Here is a 14,696-nt window from a genome sequence, read left to right on the forward strand (position 1 = left end):
GCGGCGGTCAACATTTCTCCGTACCTCTTCGGACCATGACGATGTCCACGCTATACGAATCCACGATCAAATCGCTGCCGCTGCTCGGCCGCGGCAAGGTTCGCGACAACTATGCCGTCGGTCAGGACAAGCTCCTGATCGTTACGACCGACCGCCTCTCCGCATTCGACGTCGTCATGGGCGAGCCGATTCCGAACAAGGGCCGAGTGCTCAATCAGATGGCCGACTTCTGGTTCGAGAAGCTCGGTCATATCGTGCCGAATCACAATACGGGTATCGATCCGGCGAGCGTCGTCGCGCCGGACGAGGTGGCGCAGGTGACCGGCCGCGCGGTCGTGGTGAAGCGTCTCGAACCGATTTTGGTGGAAGCGGTCGTGCGCGGCTATCTCGCGGGCAGCGGCTGGAAGGACTATCAAGCGACGGGCGCGGTCTGCGGCGTGGAATTGCCGCCCGGCCTGCAAAACGCGCAGAAGTTGCCCGAGCCCATTTTCACGCCCGCCGCGAAGGCCGAAATGGGCCATCACGACGAGAACATCACGTACGACGACATGGAACGGCGCATCGGCACCGAACTGTCGGCCACCATCCGCCGCATTTCCATTCAGTTGTACAAGGAAGCCGCCGAGTATGCGGCGACGCGCGGCATCATCATCGCGGATACCAAGTTCGAGTTCGGCCTCGACAACAAGGGCGAGCTGTTTCTGATGGACGAAGTGCTCACCGCCGACTCCTCGCGCTTCTGGCCGGCCGACGGCTATCAGGTCGGCACGAACCCCCCGTCGTTCGACAAGCAGTTCGTGCGCGACTGGCTCGAAACGCAGCCGTGGAAGAAGGAACCGCCCGCGCCGAAGCTGCCCGACGAAGTCGTCGCCAAGACCGCCGAGAAGTATCAGGAAGCGTTGCAGCGCCTGACCGGGCAGACGCTCGCGTAACACCCGTATCGCGCGCGGTCATTTGGAAGAGATGACGGCGCGCCCGAACCAACGCCCAAGGAAAGCAGCTAAATGAGCGAAGTACAGACCGGAGCGCATTCGCACGATGCGCCGCTCGTCGGCGTGTTGATGGGTTCCAGCTCCGACTGGGACGTCATGAAGCACGCCGTCGCGATCTTGCAGGAATTCGGCGTGCCTTATGAAGCGAAGGTGGTGTCCGCGCATCGCATGCCGGACGAGATGTTCGGTTATGCCGAAAGCGCGCGCGCGCGCGGCGTGCAGGCGATCATCGCGGGCGCGGGCGGCGCGGCGCATCTGCCGGGCATGCTGGCCGCCAAGACCACGGTGCCGGTGCTCGGCGTGCCGGTGGCGAGCAAGTATCTGAAGGGCGTGGATTCGCTGCATTCCATCGTGCAGATGCCCAAGGGCGTGCCGGTCGCGACCTTCGCCATCGGCGAGGCGGGCGCGGCGAACGCGGCGCTCTTCGCGGTGTCCATTCTGAGCGTGACCAATGCGCGTTACGCCGAAGCGCTGGCCGCGTTCCGTGTGAAGCAGAACCAGGCCGCGCGCGATATGGCGCTGCCTCCGCTCTGAAGCGTTGAAACGTCGAAGCATTGAAGTGCGATGCTGCGCGCCCCTTTGCGCGGCGTCTGGAAATCAAACCAGCAAATCAGTCCCGGCAAGCCCCAGCCCACGATGAACCCAAACAAATCCCCGAACTCACCCATCCTGCCCGGCGCGTGGCTCGGCATGGTCGGCGGCGGCCAGCTCGGCCGCATGTTCTGCTTTGCCGCGCAGTCGATGGGCTACCGCGTCGCCGTGCTCGATCCTGACCAGACAAGTCCGGCGGGCGCGGTCGCTGATCGTCACATCCGCGCCGGTTACGAAGACAAAGCCGCGCTCACCGAACTCGGCCGCTTGTGCGCGGCGGTTTCCACCGAGTTCGAGAACGTGCCGTCGGCAAGTCTCGAATTCCTCGCTTCGTGCACGTTCGTGAGCCCGGCGGCGAGTTGCGTGGCAATTGCGCAGGATCGCGTTGCGGAGAAGCGGTTTATCGCCGAGGCGGGCGTGCCGGTCGCGCCGCACGTGGTGATCGAATCGCCGGAAGCGCTCGCGGCGTTGTCGGACGAGAAGATCGCGGCAGTGCTGCCCGGCATTCTCAAGACCGCGCGCCTTGGCTATGACGGCAAGGGACAGGTGAGCGTGCGCAACGTGCAGGAAGTGCGGAACGCGTATGGCTCGCTTTCGGGCGTGCCGTGCGTGCTCGAAAAACGCATGCCGTTGAAGTACGAAGTGTCCGTGCTGATCGCGCGCGGCGGCGACGGCAAGTCGGCCGTGTTCCCGCTTGCGCAGAATTCGCATGTCGGCGGCATTCTGGCAAAGACCGTCGTGCCCGCGCCCGATGCGCCCGCCGCGCTCGTCGCGCAGGCGCAGGATTCGGCGTTGACCATCGCGGCAAAGCTGGGCTATGTCGGCGTGTTGTGCGTCGAATTCTTCGTGCTGGAAGACGGAACGCTCATCGCCAATGAAATGGCGCCGCGTCCGCACAATTCCGGCCATTACACGGTCGATGCCTGCGCCACGAGCCAGTTCGAACAGCAAGTCCGCGCGATGACCGGCATGCCGCTCGGCGATACGCGCCAGCATTCGCCCGCCGCAATGCTGAATCTGCTCGGCGATATCTGGTTCAACGGCGACAAGCAACGTGCTCCCGCCTGGACCGACGTCGTGGCAATGCCGGCTGCGCGCCTGCATCTGTACGGCAAGGAAGAAGCGCGCCATGGCCGCAAGATGGGCCACATCAACTTCACGGCGGCGACGCTGGAAGAGGCGCGCACGGCGGCGCGCGACTGTGCGCGCATGTTGCATATCGCGCTCGATTGAAAGACTTGAAGCAGTAAGGCAATGACCATCATCCATCCGAGCGCCGCGCAGATCGACGAAGCAGCGGCCCTGCTCGACGCAGGCGAACTTGTCGCGTTTCCGACTGAAACGGTCTACGGCCTCGGCGGCGATGCCGAGAATCCCGAAGCCATCGCGCGCATCTATGCCGCGAAGGGCAGGCCGGCGAATCATCCGGTGATCGTGCATCTCGCGCCCGAAGCCGATCCAGGCTATTGGGTAAGCGCGTTGCCGTTAGACGCACAAAGGCTCATCGACGCCTTCTGGCCCGGACCCTTGACGCTCATCCTCGAGCGCGCGGAGCGTATTCCGGCGGCGGTGAGCGGCGGGCAGGATTCGGTGGGCATTCGTTGCCCGTCGCATCCGGTGGCGCAGCGGCTGTTGTCGGCGTTTCACGCTTTACGCAGCGGAACGGGCAAGCAAGGCGGCGTGGCGGGGCCTTCGGCGAATCGCTTTGGACACGTAAGTCCGACGAGCGCACAACATGTTCGCGATGAATTCGGCGCGAGCGTTCATGTGCTCGATGGCGGGACGGCGCAAGTGGGAATCGAATCGACGATTCTGGATTTATCGCGCGGCTTTCCCGCTTTGTTGCGGCCGGGACACGTGAGTCCGCGGCAGATCGCGGATGTGATCGGCGTCGCGCCGAGATTGCCGGATGGAACGGATGCCACCGCGCCGCGCGCCTCGGGCACGCTGAAGGCGCATTACGCGCCGAGGACGCCGCTCGCGTTGCTGCCTTTCGCGGCGATCGAACCGATCCTCGTTGCGGCCCGTGCCAATGCGCGCGACAAGAAGATCGCGCTGGTGGCGCGTGCGTCGAGCGCAGGCGATTGGGCGCGCGATTCCGGCGTGCACTTCGTGGCTGCACCTGAAGACCCGCAGAGTTACGCGCGGGAGTTGTATGGCTTGCTGCGGGCGCTGGATCGGGCGAATGTCGAACGGATTCTCATCGAGAAGCTGCCGGAATCGGTCGAGTGGATCGCGGTGAATGATCGGCTGGGAAGAGCGGCGGCGGCGTTCGAAGGGGAAGGCGCTTAGCTCGCTCATGTGCGCTTCGACAGCGACGCGAAGGATTGCCCACGGCAAAAAGAAACCGCCCGAAAGACCATCTCCGGGCGGCTCGCCGACTTCCAATAAACCGGACTACTTACCCAACCCCGCCGCCGCGACCTTTTGCTCCGCCGTCTGCGCATACAGCGCATGCAGATGCGTCGTCGGGTGCACGGTGTCCGCGTACATATAAAGTTGATCCGCGTTGGCCACCGTGTAGTTCTGCGGCGAGCAGAAAAGCGAGGTGGCGAATGCTTGCGGATTCGGCTCGCCGAAAGCCGCTGCTGCCGCGGCCATCGCCTGCAGATTGCACGCCGTGCCGGTATTCGACACTGTGAATCCGAACTGCCCGAAGTTGGCCGTGATATTGGCGAGCGCCGGCACGATATCCAGATAAATCACCTTCGACATCAGGCCCGATTGCGTCAACGCGGCGGCAAGCGCCTGATTGAAGCCTAGCGATGCCTGCGTCAGCAGCGCCTTGACGGCCGCGTTGCTCATCATGCCCTGCGGCGTGGTGCCGATATCCGGCACGTTCGACACCAGCACATGCGTTGCGCCATGCTGCAGCACCGAGCCGATGACGCCCGCCAGATCGATCGCCGATTGCACGATCGCGGTGGTCGCCTGCGCTGGCGTCATCTGTCCTGCCTGCACGGCCGTGAGGTTGTACAGAATATCGTTCGCGCCGCCATTGACGATGACGAGCTGATTCGAATTGAAGCTTCCGTGCGACGCCAGATAGTTCGTCACCTGTTGCGCCACCGGCACCGTCAGCGCCCCCGTGTAATTGGCCGGATCGGTCGTCGCATGACTCACGCCAATAGGATTGGTCACGCGCGATCCGCCCTGCGCGTAGCCGAGCCCCGATTGCGCCTGGGGCGGCGTGCCGAAGCCACCGGTCATCGCGGGCGTGAGCGTGTCGCCGTAGTATTGCGCGACATCCTGAACCCACACCTGACCGGGATTCGTCGTGAAGCGGCCGCCGCCGAAGTTGGCCGCCGCCACCGGCGCGTAGGTGCCGACGTCGGAGAGGCTATCGCCGAAAGAGACGACTTGCAGTTTGACACCGCCCGGCGGCAACGAATTGTTGTTGTCGTCGCCACCGCCGCCGCACGCGGCAATCAGGGCGAAAGCGGCGCTCGCCGTGGCAATTCGGGCGTAGCGCACCAGGGCGGCGCGCGTCGAGAGTTGCTTCTTCATGGACCTCGTCTCCAATTTTCGGTGTTATGTGTTTGAATCCGCAGCGCGTGTGCCTTGTGTTGGCCCGCGTGTCTGTCTGCGTTTCGTCCGGCGTGCGCCTCGATACGCGCGTGCGCTCGAACGAATTGTGCATCACGAAGGTGGTCGAGTCATCCTTCCGTCATGCGTGCCCGACAGCGTACACGGCGCGCGTGCAGGCGCGGGCGGTCTTCGTAGAAGAAATCTTCGGTCCGCCTTGCCGGGCGCGGGTTTGGCTCAATTGCGTCGCGCCTGCCTCCTATGCTTGGCGCAACGCGCGTTCAGTCTTCGATGCCCGGCTTGCGCGCGCCTTCGTACACCCATTCGAGGAGCGCGTCGTGCGCGGCGCGTGCTGCCTCGGCGCGCGGATCGTTGATGAAGCTCACCACGACATAACTCTCGCCATTGGCCGCGCCGACGTAGCCCGCGATCGCCCGGACATCGCGCAAGGTGCCGGTCTTGATGTGCGCATTGCCGAACGCGCCCGCGTTGGTCAGGCGGTTGCGCATGGTGCCGTCCACGCCGGCAATGGGCAGCGATTCGACGAACACTTGCGCGACCGGACTCGCGTTCGCCGCTTGCAGAAGGTCGGCGAGCGAGAGCGCGGAGATGGTTTCGTCGCGCGAGAGTCCGGAGCCGTTGTCGAGCACGAGACCGGCCATTGGCAGGGCGCTTTTCTTGAGAAACGTCTGGATGGCCTGCGAGGATTTGGCGGTCGTCGCGGGCGGTTTTAGTTGCGCCGCGCCGATGGTCAGAAACAGATTTCGCGCCATCACGTTGTTACTGAACTTGTTGATGTCGCGCACGATATCCGACAGCACCGGGCTGCGATGCGTGCCGACGAGCCGCGCCGACGAAGGCGTCGGGCCTTCGCGCGTGGCGCCCTGAAACGTGCCGCCCGCCTGCTTCCACAGCGCGAGGAAGCCGCCTGCGAAGAACGTCGAATGGTCGAGCGCGGCGACGTTGATGGTGCGCGAGCCGCAGCGCAACGGATAGTCGCCGATGAACGACGCCTGCACGAAGCCGCCCTGCGTCTGCGCCACGCTCGGCGATGCGGACGGCAACGTGCCCGCGCACGCGCCGCGCGTCACGCGCAATTCGTTGTCGATCTGCAGTTGCGCCAGTTGCGGCAATACGTCGATGGATACCTGCCCGTCCGGATTCGGCGTGAGCGTGAAGGTAAGCGACTTGAACGCGTAGAGCAGCGGATCGGGACCGACGTTGTAGGGCGCGGCATCGTCGTTATCGAACGCGGGCAGATCGCGCGTGGAGGCGTCGAAATAGCGCTTGTCGAGCACGAGCGCGCCATCGATTCCCGTGATGCCGTTCTTGCGTATCTGATCGACGAGATCGATCAGTTCTTCCGGCACGAGCTTCGGGTCACCCGTGCCCTGAATGTAGAGATTGCCGTGCAGCACGCCTTGTGCGTCGACATCGCCATCGGCGTAGGCGGTGGTTTTCCAGCGATAGTCGGGGCCGAGCAGCGAGAGGCCCGAGTAAGTCGTGACGAGCTTCATCGTCGATGCGGGGAGCATCGGCCGGTCCGCGTTGATCGTGACGAGCGGCACGGGCGCGCCGATACGTTGCACGACTACGCTCATCGACGAAAGCGGGATGTGCGCGTGAGCGAGCGCCGCCATGACCGGTGCGGGCAGTGGCCCGGCGGGCACGCGTTCTCGTGCGGCGAGGGCTTTCTCGGCTCTGGACGCCTTGCCTGCGCGTTTTGCCTTCGCGCCGCCATGCGCCGCGCGCTCGGGCGCCTGCGCTTGCGATTCGGACTTCGAGCCGCCACGCGCTTGTGCTTCGGGCATGTGAGCGATGGCGGCAAAGCCGATTGCGGCGGCGAGTGCAAACGACGAACAGCGAGAAACGAGCGAGACAAGCGGCATGGGCGTGCTTTTGATGTTGTTAGGCGAAGCCCACACGGGCGAAAAGCTCATTGTAGACAAGCTGGCTTGCGAAAATCGTACGAATAGGGGTTTGTCGGCTGGCCAAGGGCGGCGAGCAAGCGCGCCCCTCGTCACATCGCGTGATCAAGCGTCATAGATTCCAGCACCCTGCAAGATTCATCACATCCACCATTAAGCCTTGCTTAAGCCTGCCCGCGCCCGGCAAAGCTAGAATGGCTACGACTTTCAAAGCCGGTCTCCCCAACCAAGAAGACGAGATGCCATGCGAATCCTGCTAGTCGAAGATGACCGGATGATCGCCGAAGGTGTGCGCAAGGCGCTGCGCGCGGACGGCTTCGCGGTCGACTGGGTGCAGGACGGCGAGGCCGCGCTGACGGCCGTCGGCGGCGAGCCCTACGACCTGATGCTGCTAGACCTCGGCTTGCCCAAGCGCGATGGCATCGACGTTCTCAGGACGCTGCGCGCGCGTGCGAACGCATTGCCGGTGCTGATCGTGACGGCGCGGGACGCCATCGCCGATCGCGTGAAAGGACTCGATGCCGGCGCCGACGATTACCTCGTTAAGCCCTTCGATCTCGACGAACTCGGCGCACGCATGCGGGCGCTCATCCGTCGTCATGCGGGACGCGGCGAATCGCTCGTGCGTCATGGTCAACTCACGCTCGACCCGGTCGGTCATCAGGTGACGCTCGCGGGCGCGCCTGTCGCGCTCTCGGCGCGCGAATTCGCGTTGCTCGAAGCGTTGATGGCGCGTCCGGGCGCCGTGCTCTCGAAGAGTCAGCTCGAAGAGAAAATCTACGGCTGGGGTGAGGAAATCGGCAGCAATACGGTCGAGGTCTACATCCACTCGCTGCGCAAGAAGCTCGGCGCGGACCTCATTCGCAACGTGCGCGGCTTGGGTTACATGGTCGCGAAGGACGCCTGATGCGGTCCATCCGCCGGCAATTGCTCATCTGGCTGCTCGCGCTCGTGATTGTCGGCGTGGGCTTTGCCGGATGGCTCATCTACCGGCAGGCGCTCGCCGAAGCCAACGAACTCTTCGATTATCAATTGCAGCAGATCGCGGCGGCGCTGCCTTCGGAGCCGTTTTCGTCGGTGCTCACGTCGCGCAGCGAAAGCGACGAGGGCGTCGTCATCCAGATCTGGAATCGCAACGGCGTGCTGATGTACTACTCGCATCCGCGCGTGCCGCTCGCGCCGCACGCCGAACTCGGCTTCTCGACGGAAATGACGGCGCGCGGCGAGTGGCGCGTGTATAGCGCGATCGTCGGCGACAACGTCGTGCAACTCGCGCAGCCGCTTTCGATACGCAACCGCGTCGCGGCGGGCGTCGCGTGGCGCACGTTGTGGCCGCTGGTCCTGTTGCTGCCGCTGCTCGGGCTTGCGATCTGGGTGATCGTCGGACGCGGGCTTGCGCCCTTGCAGCGTGTGACGAGCGCGCTCGATACACGGCATCCCGAAGCACTCGATCCGCTTCCCAATCAACGCTTGCCGCAGGAAGTGCAGCCGGTCGTGCGGGCGCTGAACGCGCTGCTGGCGCGTTTGTCGACGGCGCTCGATACGCAAAAAGCCTTCGTCGCCGATGCCGCGCACGAGTTGCGCACGCCGCTTGCCGCCGTGCAGATTCAGGCGCAGCTCGTGGCGCGCGCGCAGGACGACGCATCGCGGCGCGAGGCGTTGCTCGATTTGCACGAAGGCATCGCGCGCGCCACGCGGCTCGCGGAGCAGTTGCTTGCGCTCGCGCGCTCGGAGCCGGACGGCAAGGGCGTGGCGACGAAAGTCGATCTGGCCGCGTTGCTCGAAACGTGCGTGCGCGGTTACGTGCTCGTGGCGCAGGAGCGCGGCGTGGACCTCGGCATCGAGGCAAGCGAGCCCGCCACCGTGACGGGCGACGCGGATTCATTGCGCGTGATGTTCAACAATCTCATCGATAACGCGACGAAATACACGCCGCGCGGCGGCCGCGTGGATGTCTGCTTAAAAATAAAAGATGGACATCCAGTCGTCGAAATCGCGGATTCCGGGCCGGGCATTCCAGAGAACGAACGAGAAAGAGTATTCGACCGGTTTTATCGCGTGGGCGAAAGCGTGGACCGCGCGCGTACGGATGTGGCGGGCAGCGGGCTTGGGCTTGCCATCGTGCGGCGGATTGCGGATCAGCATGGGGCGGCTGTTCACCTTGGAGCGTCCGTCGCAGGCGGACTTCGAGTCGTGGTCACGTTTTGAGTTTCACGCGCTGGTCCCTATCGGATCGTCATGCGCTGATGGGCGCATAGGGCGTTGGGCTGCGCTGGCAGGCCAAACAGCGTCCGCCTTTAGGCGCCGTCGTTGTTTAAAAAGAATTCCAAATTCCGATTCTTCTCCGGTTTGTTCAAACGCGATCGCCGGAATGAAGAACAACCAAGTTAGCGATTTGAAGGAAAGCTGTAATGCGGTAACACAGGATCTTTTCAAATCCACACAATTAATTACTCGTTTCAGACCTGATTTTCTATCGGTTAGACGTAAGTCTATTGACATCGGCAGACATTAGGAGCGCGCTTATGTCTCCTGACAACAAATTGCCGTAAATTTCGTCTCACTGCAGGCGAGCTAGTTTCGATTGATCGACGTGCTTCAAGGCAGTTAAATCAACGAGATCCTTTAATGCTCGCACCCGTCAACGTGGGCTGCGCCCATTCGGTGACATTGCTCTCTTTGATTCGTTTTTTATTCGCGATCCTTTTGCTTTAAACGGATTTCTCGTGCGAAGCAGTGTTTTATCGCATTCGATTTTTACTTTTAGGTTTATTCATGAACAAAGCTCTTCGTCCCTCGAAACTGCAATCGCGCCTGATCAAAAAAGTAATGCCCGCCGCTCTCGCTGCAGGCGCTGTTGCAATTGCATTGCCGATGACGGCGTCAGCTGTTACTGCGCCGTTGATCGTCAACGATTCGGACTTTGGCTCGCCTGATCCGGGCCAGTGTCAGTTTCTGTCGGGTCAAGCCCTAACAACCGTTGGCATGGAAAATTGCGGCACATCTGCCACTGCCGGTTACAACACAGTTACCCAAACGGGCTCAGTTTCGATCGCGAATGCTTCGATGTCTGTCGGGGGTTACCAGTTTATCAATGGCGCCGATTCTAATAACAACGCGCTGACCGTTTCGAAAACGGGCGCTAATATTCAACTCAACAATGGCAAGGTAACCAATCTTGCAGCTGGCACGGCGAATACGGATTCGGTGAATTTTGGGCAGTTGAAGAACACCGCACAAAGCACGGCAAAGGCGATTGGCGGCGGTTCCGCGCTGAATAGCGACGGCACGATTTCGGCTCCCAGCTTCGCGCTGACGAACGCAAACTCGATCAATGGTACGTCTGGCGCCGCTACCGACGTCGGCACGGCTTTCGGTACGGTCGATGCAGCGTTGGGCAAGCTCAACTCGAACGTGACGCAAAACACAGCCGACATCGCGAACCTCAACACCGGACTCACAAACGGCACACTCGGCTTGGTTCAGCAAGACCCGACGACACGCACTATCACCGTGGCAAAGTCCACGGACGGTACCGTTGTCGATATGACGGGCTCGCAGGGCGCTCGCACGGTCACGGGCGTTGCTCCTGGCGCCATTTCCGCATCGAGTCTAGATGCAATTAACGGCTCGCAGCTCTACGCTACGAACCAGAACGTGGCACAAAACACGTCCAACATTGCGCAGAACACGTCCGACATCGCGGCGCTGAACACGAACGTTGCTCAAAACACGTCTGATATCTCGTCGCTGAAAACCAACGTTGCGCAGAACTCGTCGGATATCGCGCAGAATACGAGCGACATCAGCAACATCAATCAACAGATCGCCAGCGGCAACGTCGGTCTGGTGCGTCAAGACGCAACGACGCAAAACATCACCGTTGCGAAGGACACGGGCGGCACGGTCGTCGACATGACGGGCACCGATGGCACGCGTACGGTGACCGGCGTATCCGCTGGCGCCTTGAGCGCCGACAGTACCGACGCAGTCAACGGCTCGCAGCTTTATCAAACGAACCAGAACGTTTCGAGTCTGGCGCAGCAATTGAGCAACGTCGAAGGCGCTGCTTCAACGGTCGCTTCGCAAAAGACCGACACCCCCGCTGTTGCGTCCGGCACCGACTCGACCGCTCTCGGAAATGGCTCGAAGGCTACGGGTAACAACTCCGTCGCGCTGGGTAGCGGTTCTGTCGCGGACGAAGACAACACCGTCTCGATCGGCTCGAAGGGCAACGAACGTCGCCTGACGAACGTCGCGCCGGGCATCAACGGTACCGACGGTGTCAACATGAACCAGTTGAACGCAGTTCAAAGCAACGTCGATACGGTAGCTCGTCAGGCATTTTCCGGCGTCGCCGCCGCGATGGCGATGCCGAACCTGACGCCGAGTCAGCCGGGCAAGACCGTGGTCGCAGCCGGTGTCGCGAACTACAAGGGCTACACGGCCATGGGCATTGGCGGCACCTACCGTTCGCGTGACAGCCGCTGGCTCGTCAACGCTGCAGCCTCGATCACGCCGCACGGCGACGCAGGCGTGCGCGGTCAAGTCGGCTACGAGTTCTAAGCGCGCGGTTCGCGAGCGAGACCAAACCAGAAGCACGAAGCATCGATAAGGCAGTAAGCAGGGCGGCTATCCGAAAGGGTAGCCGCCCTTTTTGCATTTTTACGCACCTTAAGAAAGCTTTAAGCGACACCCCGTAATCTTCGTTCATCCAATGGCGCCTTCTCAAGCGCAACCCGTCAGGAGCACACACGATGAAAGCGAAGATTCTCACACGCAGCGCCGTCGCAGCAGCGGTCGCCGTTGCCTTGTCGGCGGGCTACGTGGCCGGCCATAACAACGTGCCTGCGCCGCAGGTCATCGCGCCCGCGCAAGCCGCGCTGATGCCTGCCGAAGCCGCGGCGAAGACCGGCGTTCCCGATTTCTCCGGCCTCGTCGAAACCTATGGTCCGGCCGTGGTGAATATCAGCGCGAAGCATGTCGTGAAGCAAACATCCGCCCGACGCGGCAACGCGAATCAAGTGCCGATGGACCCCGACGATCCGTTCTATCAGTTCTTCAAGCGCTTTTATGGCGGCGTGCCCGGCATGGGCGGCGGCGATGGCGCGGGTCCCGGCGCGGACCGTCCGAGCGAAGGGCTGGGTTCGGGTTTCATCGTCAGCAACGACGGCTACATTCTCACCAACGCGCACGTGGTCGATGGCGCGAATGTCGTCACCGTCAAGCTCACGGACAAGCGCGAATATCGGGCGAAGGTGGTTGGCGCGGACAAGCAATCGGACGTCGCGGTGCTGAAGATCGACGCGAAAGATTTGCCCACGGTGAAAATAGGCGATCCCAACGGCAGCAAGGTCGGGCAGTGGGTGGTTGCCATCGGTTCGCCGTATGGCTTCGACAACACGGTGACCTCCGGCATCATCAGCGCGAAGTCGCGCGCGCTGCCCAACGAGAATTACACGCCGTTCATCCAGACCGATGTACCGGTGAATCCGGGCAATTCGGGCGGGCCGCTCTTCAATCTGCAAGGCGAAGTCATCGGCATCAACTCGATGATCTATTCGCAGACGGGCGGTTTCCAGGGGCTTTCGTTCGCCATCCCGATCAACGAGGCGATCAAGGTAAAGGACGCGCTCATCAAAACGGGTCACGTCGATCGCGGCCGGCTCGGCGTAACGGTGCAAGGGCTGAATCAGACGCTCGCCAATTCGTTCGGCATGAAGTCGCCGCAAGGTGCGCTCGTGAGTTCGGTCGAGCCGGGCGGACCGGCAGCGAAGGCTGGCTTGCAACCTGGCGACGTGATTCTTTCGCTGAACGGCACGCAGGTGACGGATTCGACCTCGTTGCCGTCGCAAGTCGCGGGTCTTTCGCCGGGCACATCGGCGAAGGTGCAGGTGTGGCGCGACAAGAGCGCGAAGGATCTGACCGTGACGATCGGCGCGCTGAAGGACGCCAAGACCGCAAGCGCTGACGTGAAGGGCGACGACGATGGCGGCGCCGCCGCACAGGACGCGCGCCTCGGCGTCGCGGTGCGCCCGCTCACGCCGGAAGAGAAGCAGGAAAGCTCGGTGTCGCGCGGTTTGCTCGTGCAGCAATCGAACGGTGCGGCGGCGAATGCGGGTATTCAGGCAGGCGACGTGATTCTCGCGGTCAATGGCCAGCCCGTCACGACGGCGCAGCAGTTGAAGACGATGATCTCGCACGCGGGCGACAGCATCGCGCTGCTGATCCAGCGGGACAATGCGCAGATTTTCGTGCCGGTCGATCTTGGCTGATGGTGTACGTCGATGCGCGTCATGCGGTTCGGAGTGGCGTGTTCGCGTCGCTCCGAAACGCGCTTGCGCATGCGGCATGAATGGCGCTTAGCGTCGCTGAGTCGTCCGGCGTGCTTTTCCGAACACGCAATGGATAGCACGTTCTGCAATGGCTTTCGGATCACTCCACCAAGCGCGTCCCACCGCACGATCAACAACCCCCCGCCCGAACGCGCAGGCACAAAGCATGCTCCACACCCCACTCGGTGCCCCATCGCGTGGAAAAGACGCATCGGGCGTGGCGTCGTCGGTGTGTTCGCATGCCGCGGCATCGAATAAAGGAGCCAACATAATGATGAGCAAGACCACGGGAAAACTGGCGACCGCGTTGCTGGCGACGGCGCTTTCGGCTGGAATGGCAGGCGGCGCATGGGCGCAAGCATCGAGCGCCGGCACGAGCGATACGTCGAGCGCGGGCAACGAAAACGGCGGCGGACTGCCGCAGATCGAACAGCAAGGCGATGTGTCCTACACGTCGGGCGGCGTCGGCCTCGACGAATCGCACGCCTTGCAGCGCGAACAAGCGCATTGGCCGCTATCGCTGCGTTTTACGGGTCCAACCGCGGATTACTTGTCGGGCGTGCACGTGCGGATCGTCGGCGGCAAAGGCGGCGAAGTGCTGAGCACCGATTCCATGGGACCTTACATGCTTGTCAAGCTGCCGGCGGGCAGCTACACGGTCTACGCCAAGTACAAGGATCAGGAGAAGAAGCAGTCGGTCAATGTCTCCGGACCGGGCAAGGCGAAGGCGGCGTTTCACTGGAGCATCCAGTAACGATAACTCCCGCCGGTCCGGGCGAAATCCCGTCCACCCGGCGACCAGAGTTTGTCTCATAATGAAGCCACGGGCAGCACGCTCGTGGCTTTTTTTGGTGACGAGGCGTCCAACGCGCCTCGCAAATTCGGCAGAGGCCGGAGGGCCCACGATGAGCACGGATCTGAACGACGGGCATGAAGCGGCGCATCGGATCGAGATCGCGCCGAACGGACGGCGCTGCCGCGTGATTCACCAGGGCGTCACTTACGCCGACACGCACGAAGCCGTGACGCTTTCCGAAACGGGCGCCGACGACGTGCACTATTTCCCGCGCGCCGACGTCAACATGGCGCGCCTGCAACGCTCCATCCATACATCGGACTGTCCGTTCAAGGGGCAGGCCACGCACTACCATCTGATGACCGAGGAAGGTCCGGTCGAAAACGCCGCCTGGAGTTACGAGGCGCCGCTCGAAAGCGCGCGGCAGATCGGCGGATACCTCGCGTTTTATCCATCGCGCGTCGATCGTATCGACGTGACTTCCTAGGCAGGGCGTCGAATAAAAGCGCCGAACTCGAGGCGCGCGAGC

The 14,696-nt window shown here is 62.7% G+C and carries 11 protein-coding genes and 3 pseudogenes; 12 read left to right on the forward strand and 2 right to left on the reverse strand.

The features are described from left to right. The first annotated feature begins 41 nt into the window (after positions 1–41). The 4 genes from NCR40_RS02190 to NCR40_RS02205 all read left to right on the forward strand — a co-directional run bounded on the left by NCR40_RS02190 (position 42) and on the right by NCR40_RS02205 (position 3,875). Positions 42–932, forward strand: coding sequence for a phosphoribosylaminoimidazolesuccinocarboxamide synthase (locus NCR40_RS02190; RefSeq protein WP_244827147.1), 891 nt, complete (start codon positions 42–44; stop codon positions 930–932). Between the two features lie 72 nt (positions 933–1,004). Then, complete coding sequence (purE, locus tag NCR40_RS02195; RefSeq protein ID WP_244827148.1) at positions 1,005–1,526, forward strand: 5-(carboxyamino)imidazole ribonucleotide mutase; 522 nt, start codon at positions 1,005–1,007, stop codon at positions 1,524–1,526. Between the two features lie 102 nt (positions 1,527–1,628). Beyond that, a complete protein-coding gene (locus tag NCR40_RS02200; protein WP_244827149.1) occupies positions 1,629–2,816 on the forward strand; it encodes a 5-(carboxyamino)imidazole ribonucleotide synthase in 1,188 nt (395 codons plus the stop codon). Positions 2,817–2,837: 21 nt separating this feature from the next. After that, positions 2,838–3,875: an L-threonylcarbamoyladenylate synthase gene (locus tag NCR40_RS02205; protein ID WP_250508605.1), complete on the forward strand. Its 1,038-nt coding sequence runs from the start codon at positions 2,838–2,840 to the stop codon at positions 3,873–3,875. Between the two features lie 105 nt (positions 3,876–3,980). Here NCR40_RS02205 and NCR40_RS02210 read toward each other — a convergent pair whose 3' ends face one another. Together NCR40_RS02210 and dacB are read right to left on the reverse strand one after the other, a co-directional pair. Beyond that, on the reverse strand, positions 3,981–5,090 hold the full coding sequence (locus NCR40_RS02210) for an SGNH/GDSL hydrolase family protein (RefSeq protein WP_250463320.1): 1,110 nt from the start codon (positions 5,088–5,090) through the stop codon (positions 3,981–3,983). A gap of 299 nt (positions 5,091–5,389) precedes the next feature. Continuing rightward, positions 5,390–6,919 (reverse strand): D-alanyl-D-alanine carboxypeptidase/D-alanyl-D-alanine endopeptidase, encoded by a 1,530-nt coding sequence (gene dacB / locus NCR40_RS02215; protein ID WP_502800652.1) that lies wholly within the window; start codon positions 6,917–6,919, stop codon positions 5,390–5,392. Positions 6,920–7,280: 361 nt separating this feature from the next. On the opposite strand from dacB, the gene NCR40_RS02220 reads away from it, so the two are divergent. The 8 genes and pseudogenes from NCR40_RS02220 to NCR40_RS02245 all read left to right on the forward strand — a co-directional run bounded on the left by NCR40_RS02220 (position 7,281) and on the right by NCR40_RS02245 (position 14,654). Further along, the gene (locus NCR40_RS02220; RefSeq protein WP_244827152.1) at positions 7,281–7,943 is read left to right on the forward strand and encodes a response regulator; all 663 of its coding nucleotides are present in this window, start codon (positions 7,281–7,283) and stop codon (positions 7,941–7,943) included. Further along, a complete protein-coding gene (locus NCR40_RS02225) occupies positions 7,943–9,244 on the forward strand; it encodes an ATP-binding protein (RefSeq protein WP_250463326.1) in 1,302 nt (433 codons plus the stop codon). The genes NCR40_RS02220 and NCR40_RS02225 overlap by 1 nt, the downstream gene beginning before the upstream one ends. Before the next feature lie 858 nt (positions 9,245–10,102). Then, a pseudogene (locus tag NCR40_RS31585) lies at positions 10,103–10,684 on the forward strand (beta strand repeat-containing protein); the annotation flags it as partial. Between the two features lie 297 nt (positions 10,685–10,981). Then, positions 10,982–11,066: pseudogene (locus NCR40_RS31590) on the forward strand (hypothetical protein); the annotation flags it as partial. Between the two features lie 116 nt (positions 11,067–11,182). Further along, a pseudogene (locus NCR40_RS31595) lies at positions 11,183–11,602 on the forward strand (YadA family autotransporter adhesin); the annotation flags it as partial. Positions 11,603–11,793: 191 nt separating this feature from the next. Further along, positions 11,794–13,311: a DegQ family serine endoprotease gene (locus NCR40_RS02235; protein ID WP_244827155.1), complete on the forward strand. Its 1,518-nt coding sequence runs from the start codon at positions 11,794–11,796 to the stop codon at positions 13,309–13,311. A gap of 331 nt (positions 13,312–13,642) precedes the next feature. Then, positions 13,643–14,125 (forward strand): peptidase associated/transthyretin-like domain-containing protein, encoded by a 483-nt coding sequence (locus NCR40_RS02240; protein ID WP_250508607.1) that lies wholly within the window; start codon positions 13,643–13,645, stop codon positions 14,123–14,125. A 151-nt stretch (positions 14,126–14,276) separates the two neighbouring features. Next, positions 14,277–14,654, forward strand: coding sequence for a DUF427 domain-containing protein (locus NCR40_RS02245; RefSeq protein WP_250491846.1), 378 nt, complete (start codon positions 14,277–14,279; stop codon positions 14,652–14,654). Positions 14,655–14,696 lie beyond the last annotated feature (42 nt).

Source organism: Caballeronia sp. GACF4 (assembly GCF_023631025.1).
Classification (GTDB): domain Bacteria; phylum Pseudomonadota; class Gammaproteobacteria; order Burkholderiales; family Burkholderiaceae; genus Caballeronia.

Bases quoted from the DNA above. Each gene is read 5' to 3' on its own strand.
- NCR40_RS02190 (WP_244827147.1), top strand. From the start codon at position 42: ATGTCCACGCTATACGAATCCACGATCAAATCGCTGCCGCTGCTCGGC.
- NCR40_RS02205 (WP_250508605.1), top strand. From the start codon at position 2,838: ATGACCATCATCCATCCGAGCGCCGCGCAGATCGACGAAGCAGCGGCC.
- NCR40_RS02240 (WP_250508607.1), top strand. From the start codon at position 13,643: ATGATGAGCAAGACCACGGGAAAACTGGCGACCGCGTTGCTGGCGACG.
- NCR40_RS02220 (WP_244827152.1), top strand. From the start codon at position 7,281: ATGCGAATCCTGCTAGTCGAAGATGACCGGATGATCGCCGAAGGTGTG.
- dacB (WP_502800652.1), bottom strand. From the start codon at position 6,919: ATGCCCGAAGCACAAGCGCGTGGCGGCTCGAAGTCCGAATCGCAAGCG.
- purE (WP_244827148.1), top strand. From the start codon at position 1,005: ATGAGCGAAGTACAGACCGGAGCGCATTCGCACGATGCGCCGCTCGTC.
- NCR40_RS02225 (WP_250463326.1), top strand. From the start codon at position 7,943: ATGCGGTCCATCCGCCGGCAATTGCTCATCTGGCTGCTCGCGCTCGTG.
- NCR40_RS02210 (WP_250463320.1), bottom strand. From the start codon at position 5,090: ATGAAGAAGCAACTCTCGACGCGCGCCGCCCTGGTGCGCTACGCCCGA.
- NCR40_RS02235 (WP_244827155.1), top strand. From the start codon at position 11,794: ATGAAAGCGAAGATTCTCACACGCAGCGCCGTCGCAGCAGCGGTCGCC.
- NCR40_RS02200 (WP_244827149.1), top strand. From the start codon at position 1,629: ATGAACCCAAACAAATCCCCGAACTCACCCATCCTGCCCGGCGCGTGG.
- NCR40_RS02245 (WP_250491846.1), top strand. From the start codon at position 14,277: ATGAGCACGGATCTGAACGACGGGCATGAAGCGGCGCATCGGATCGAG.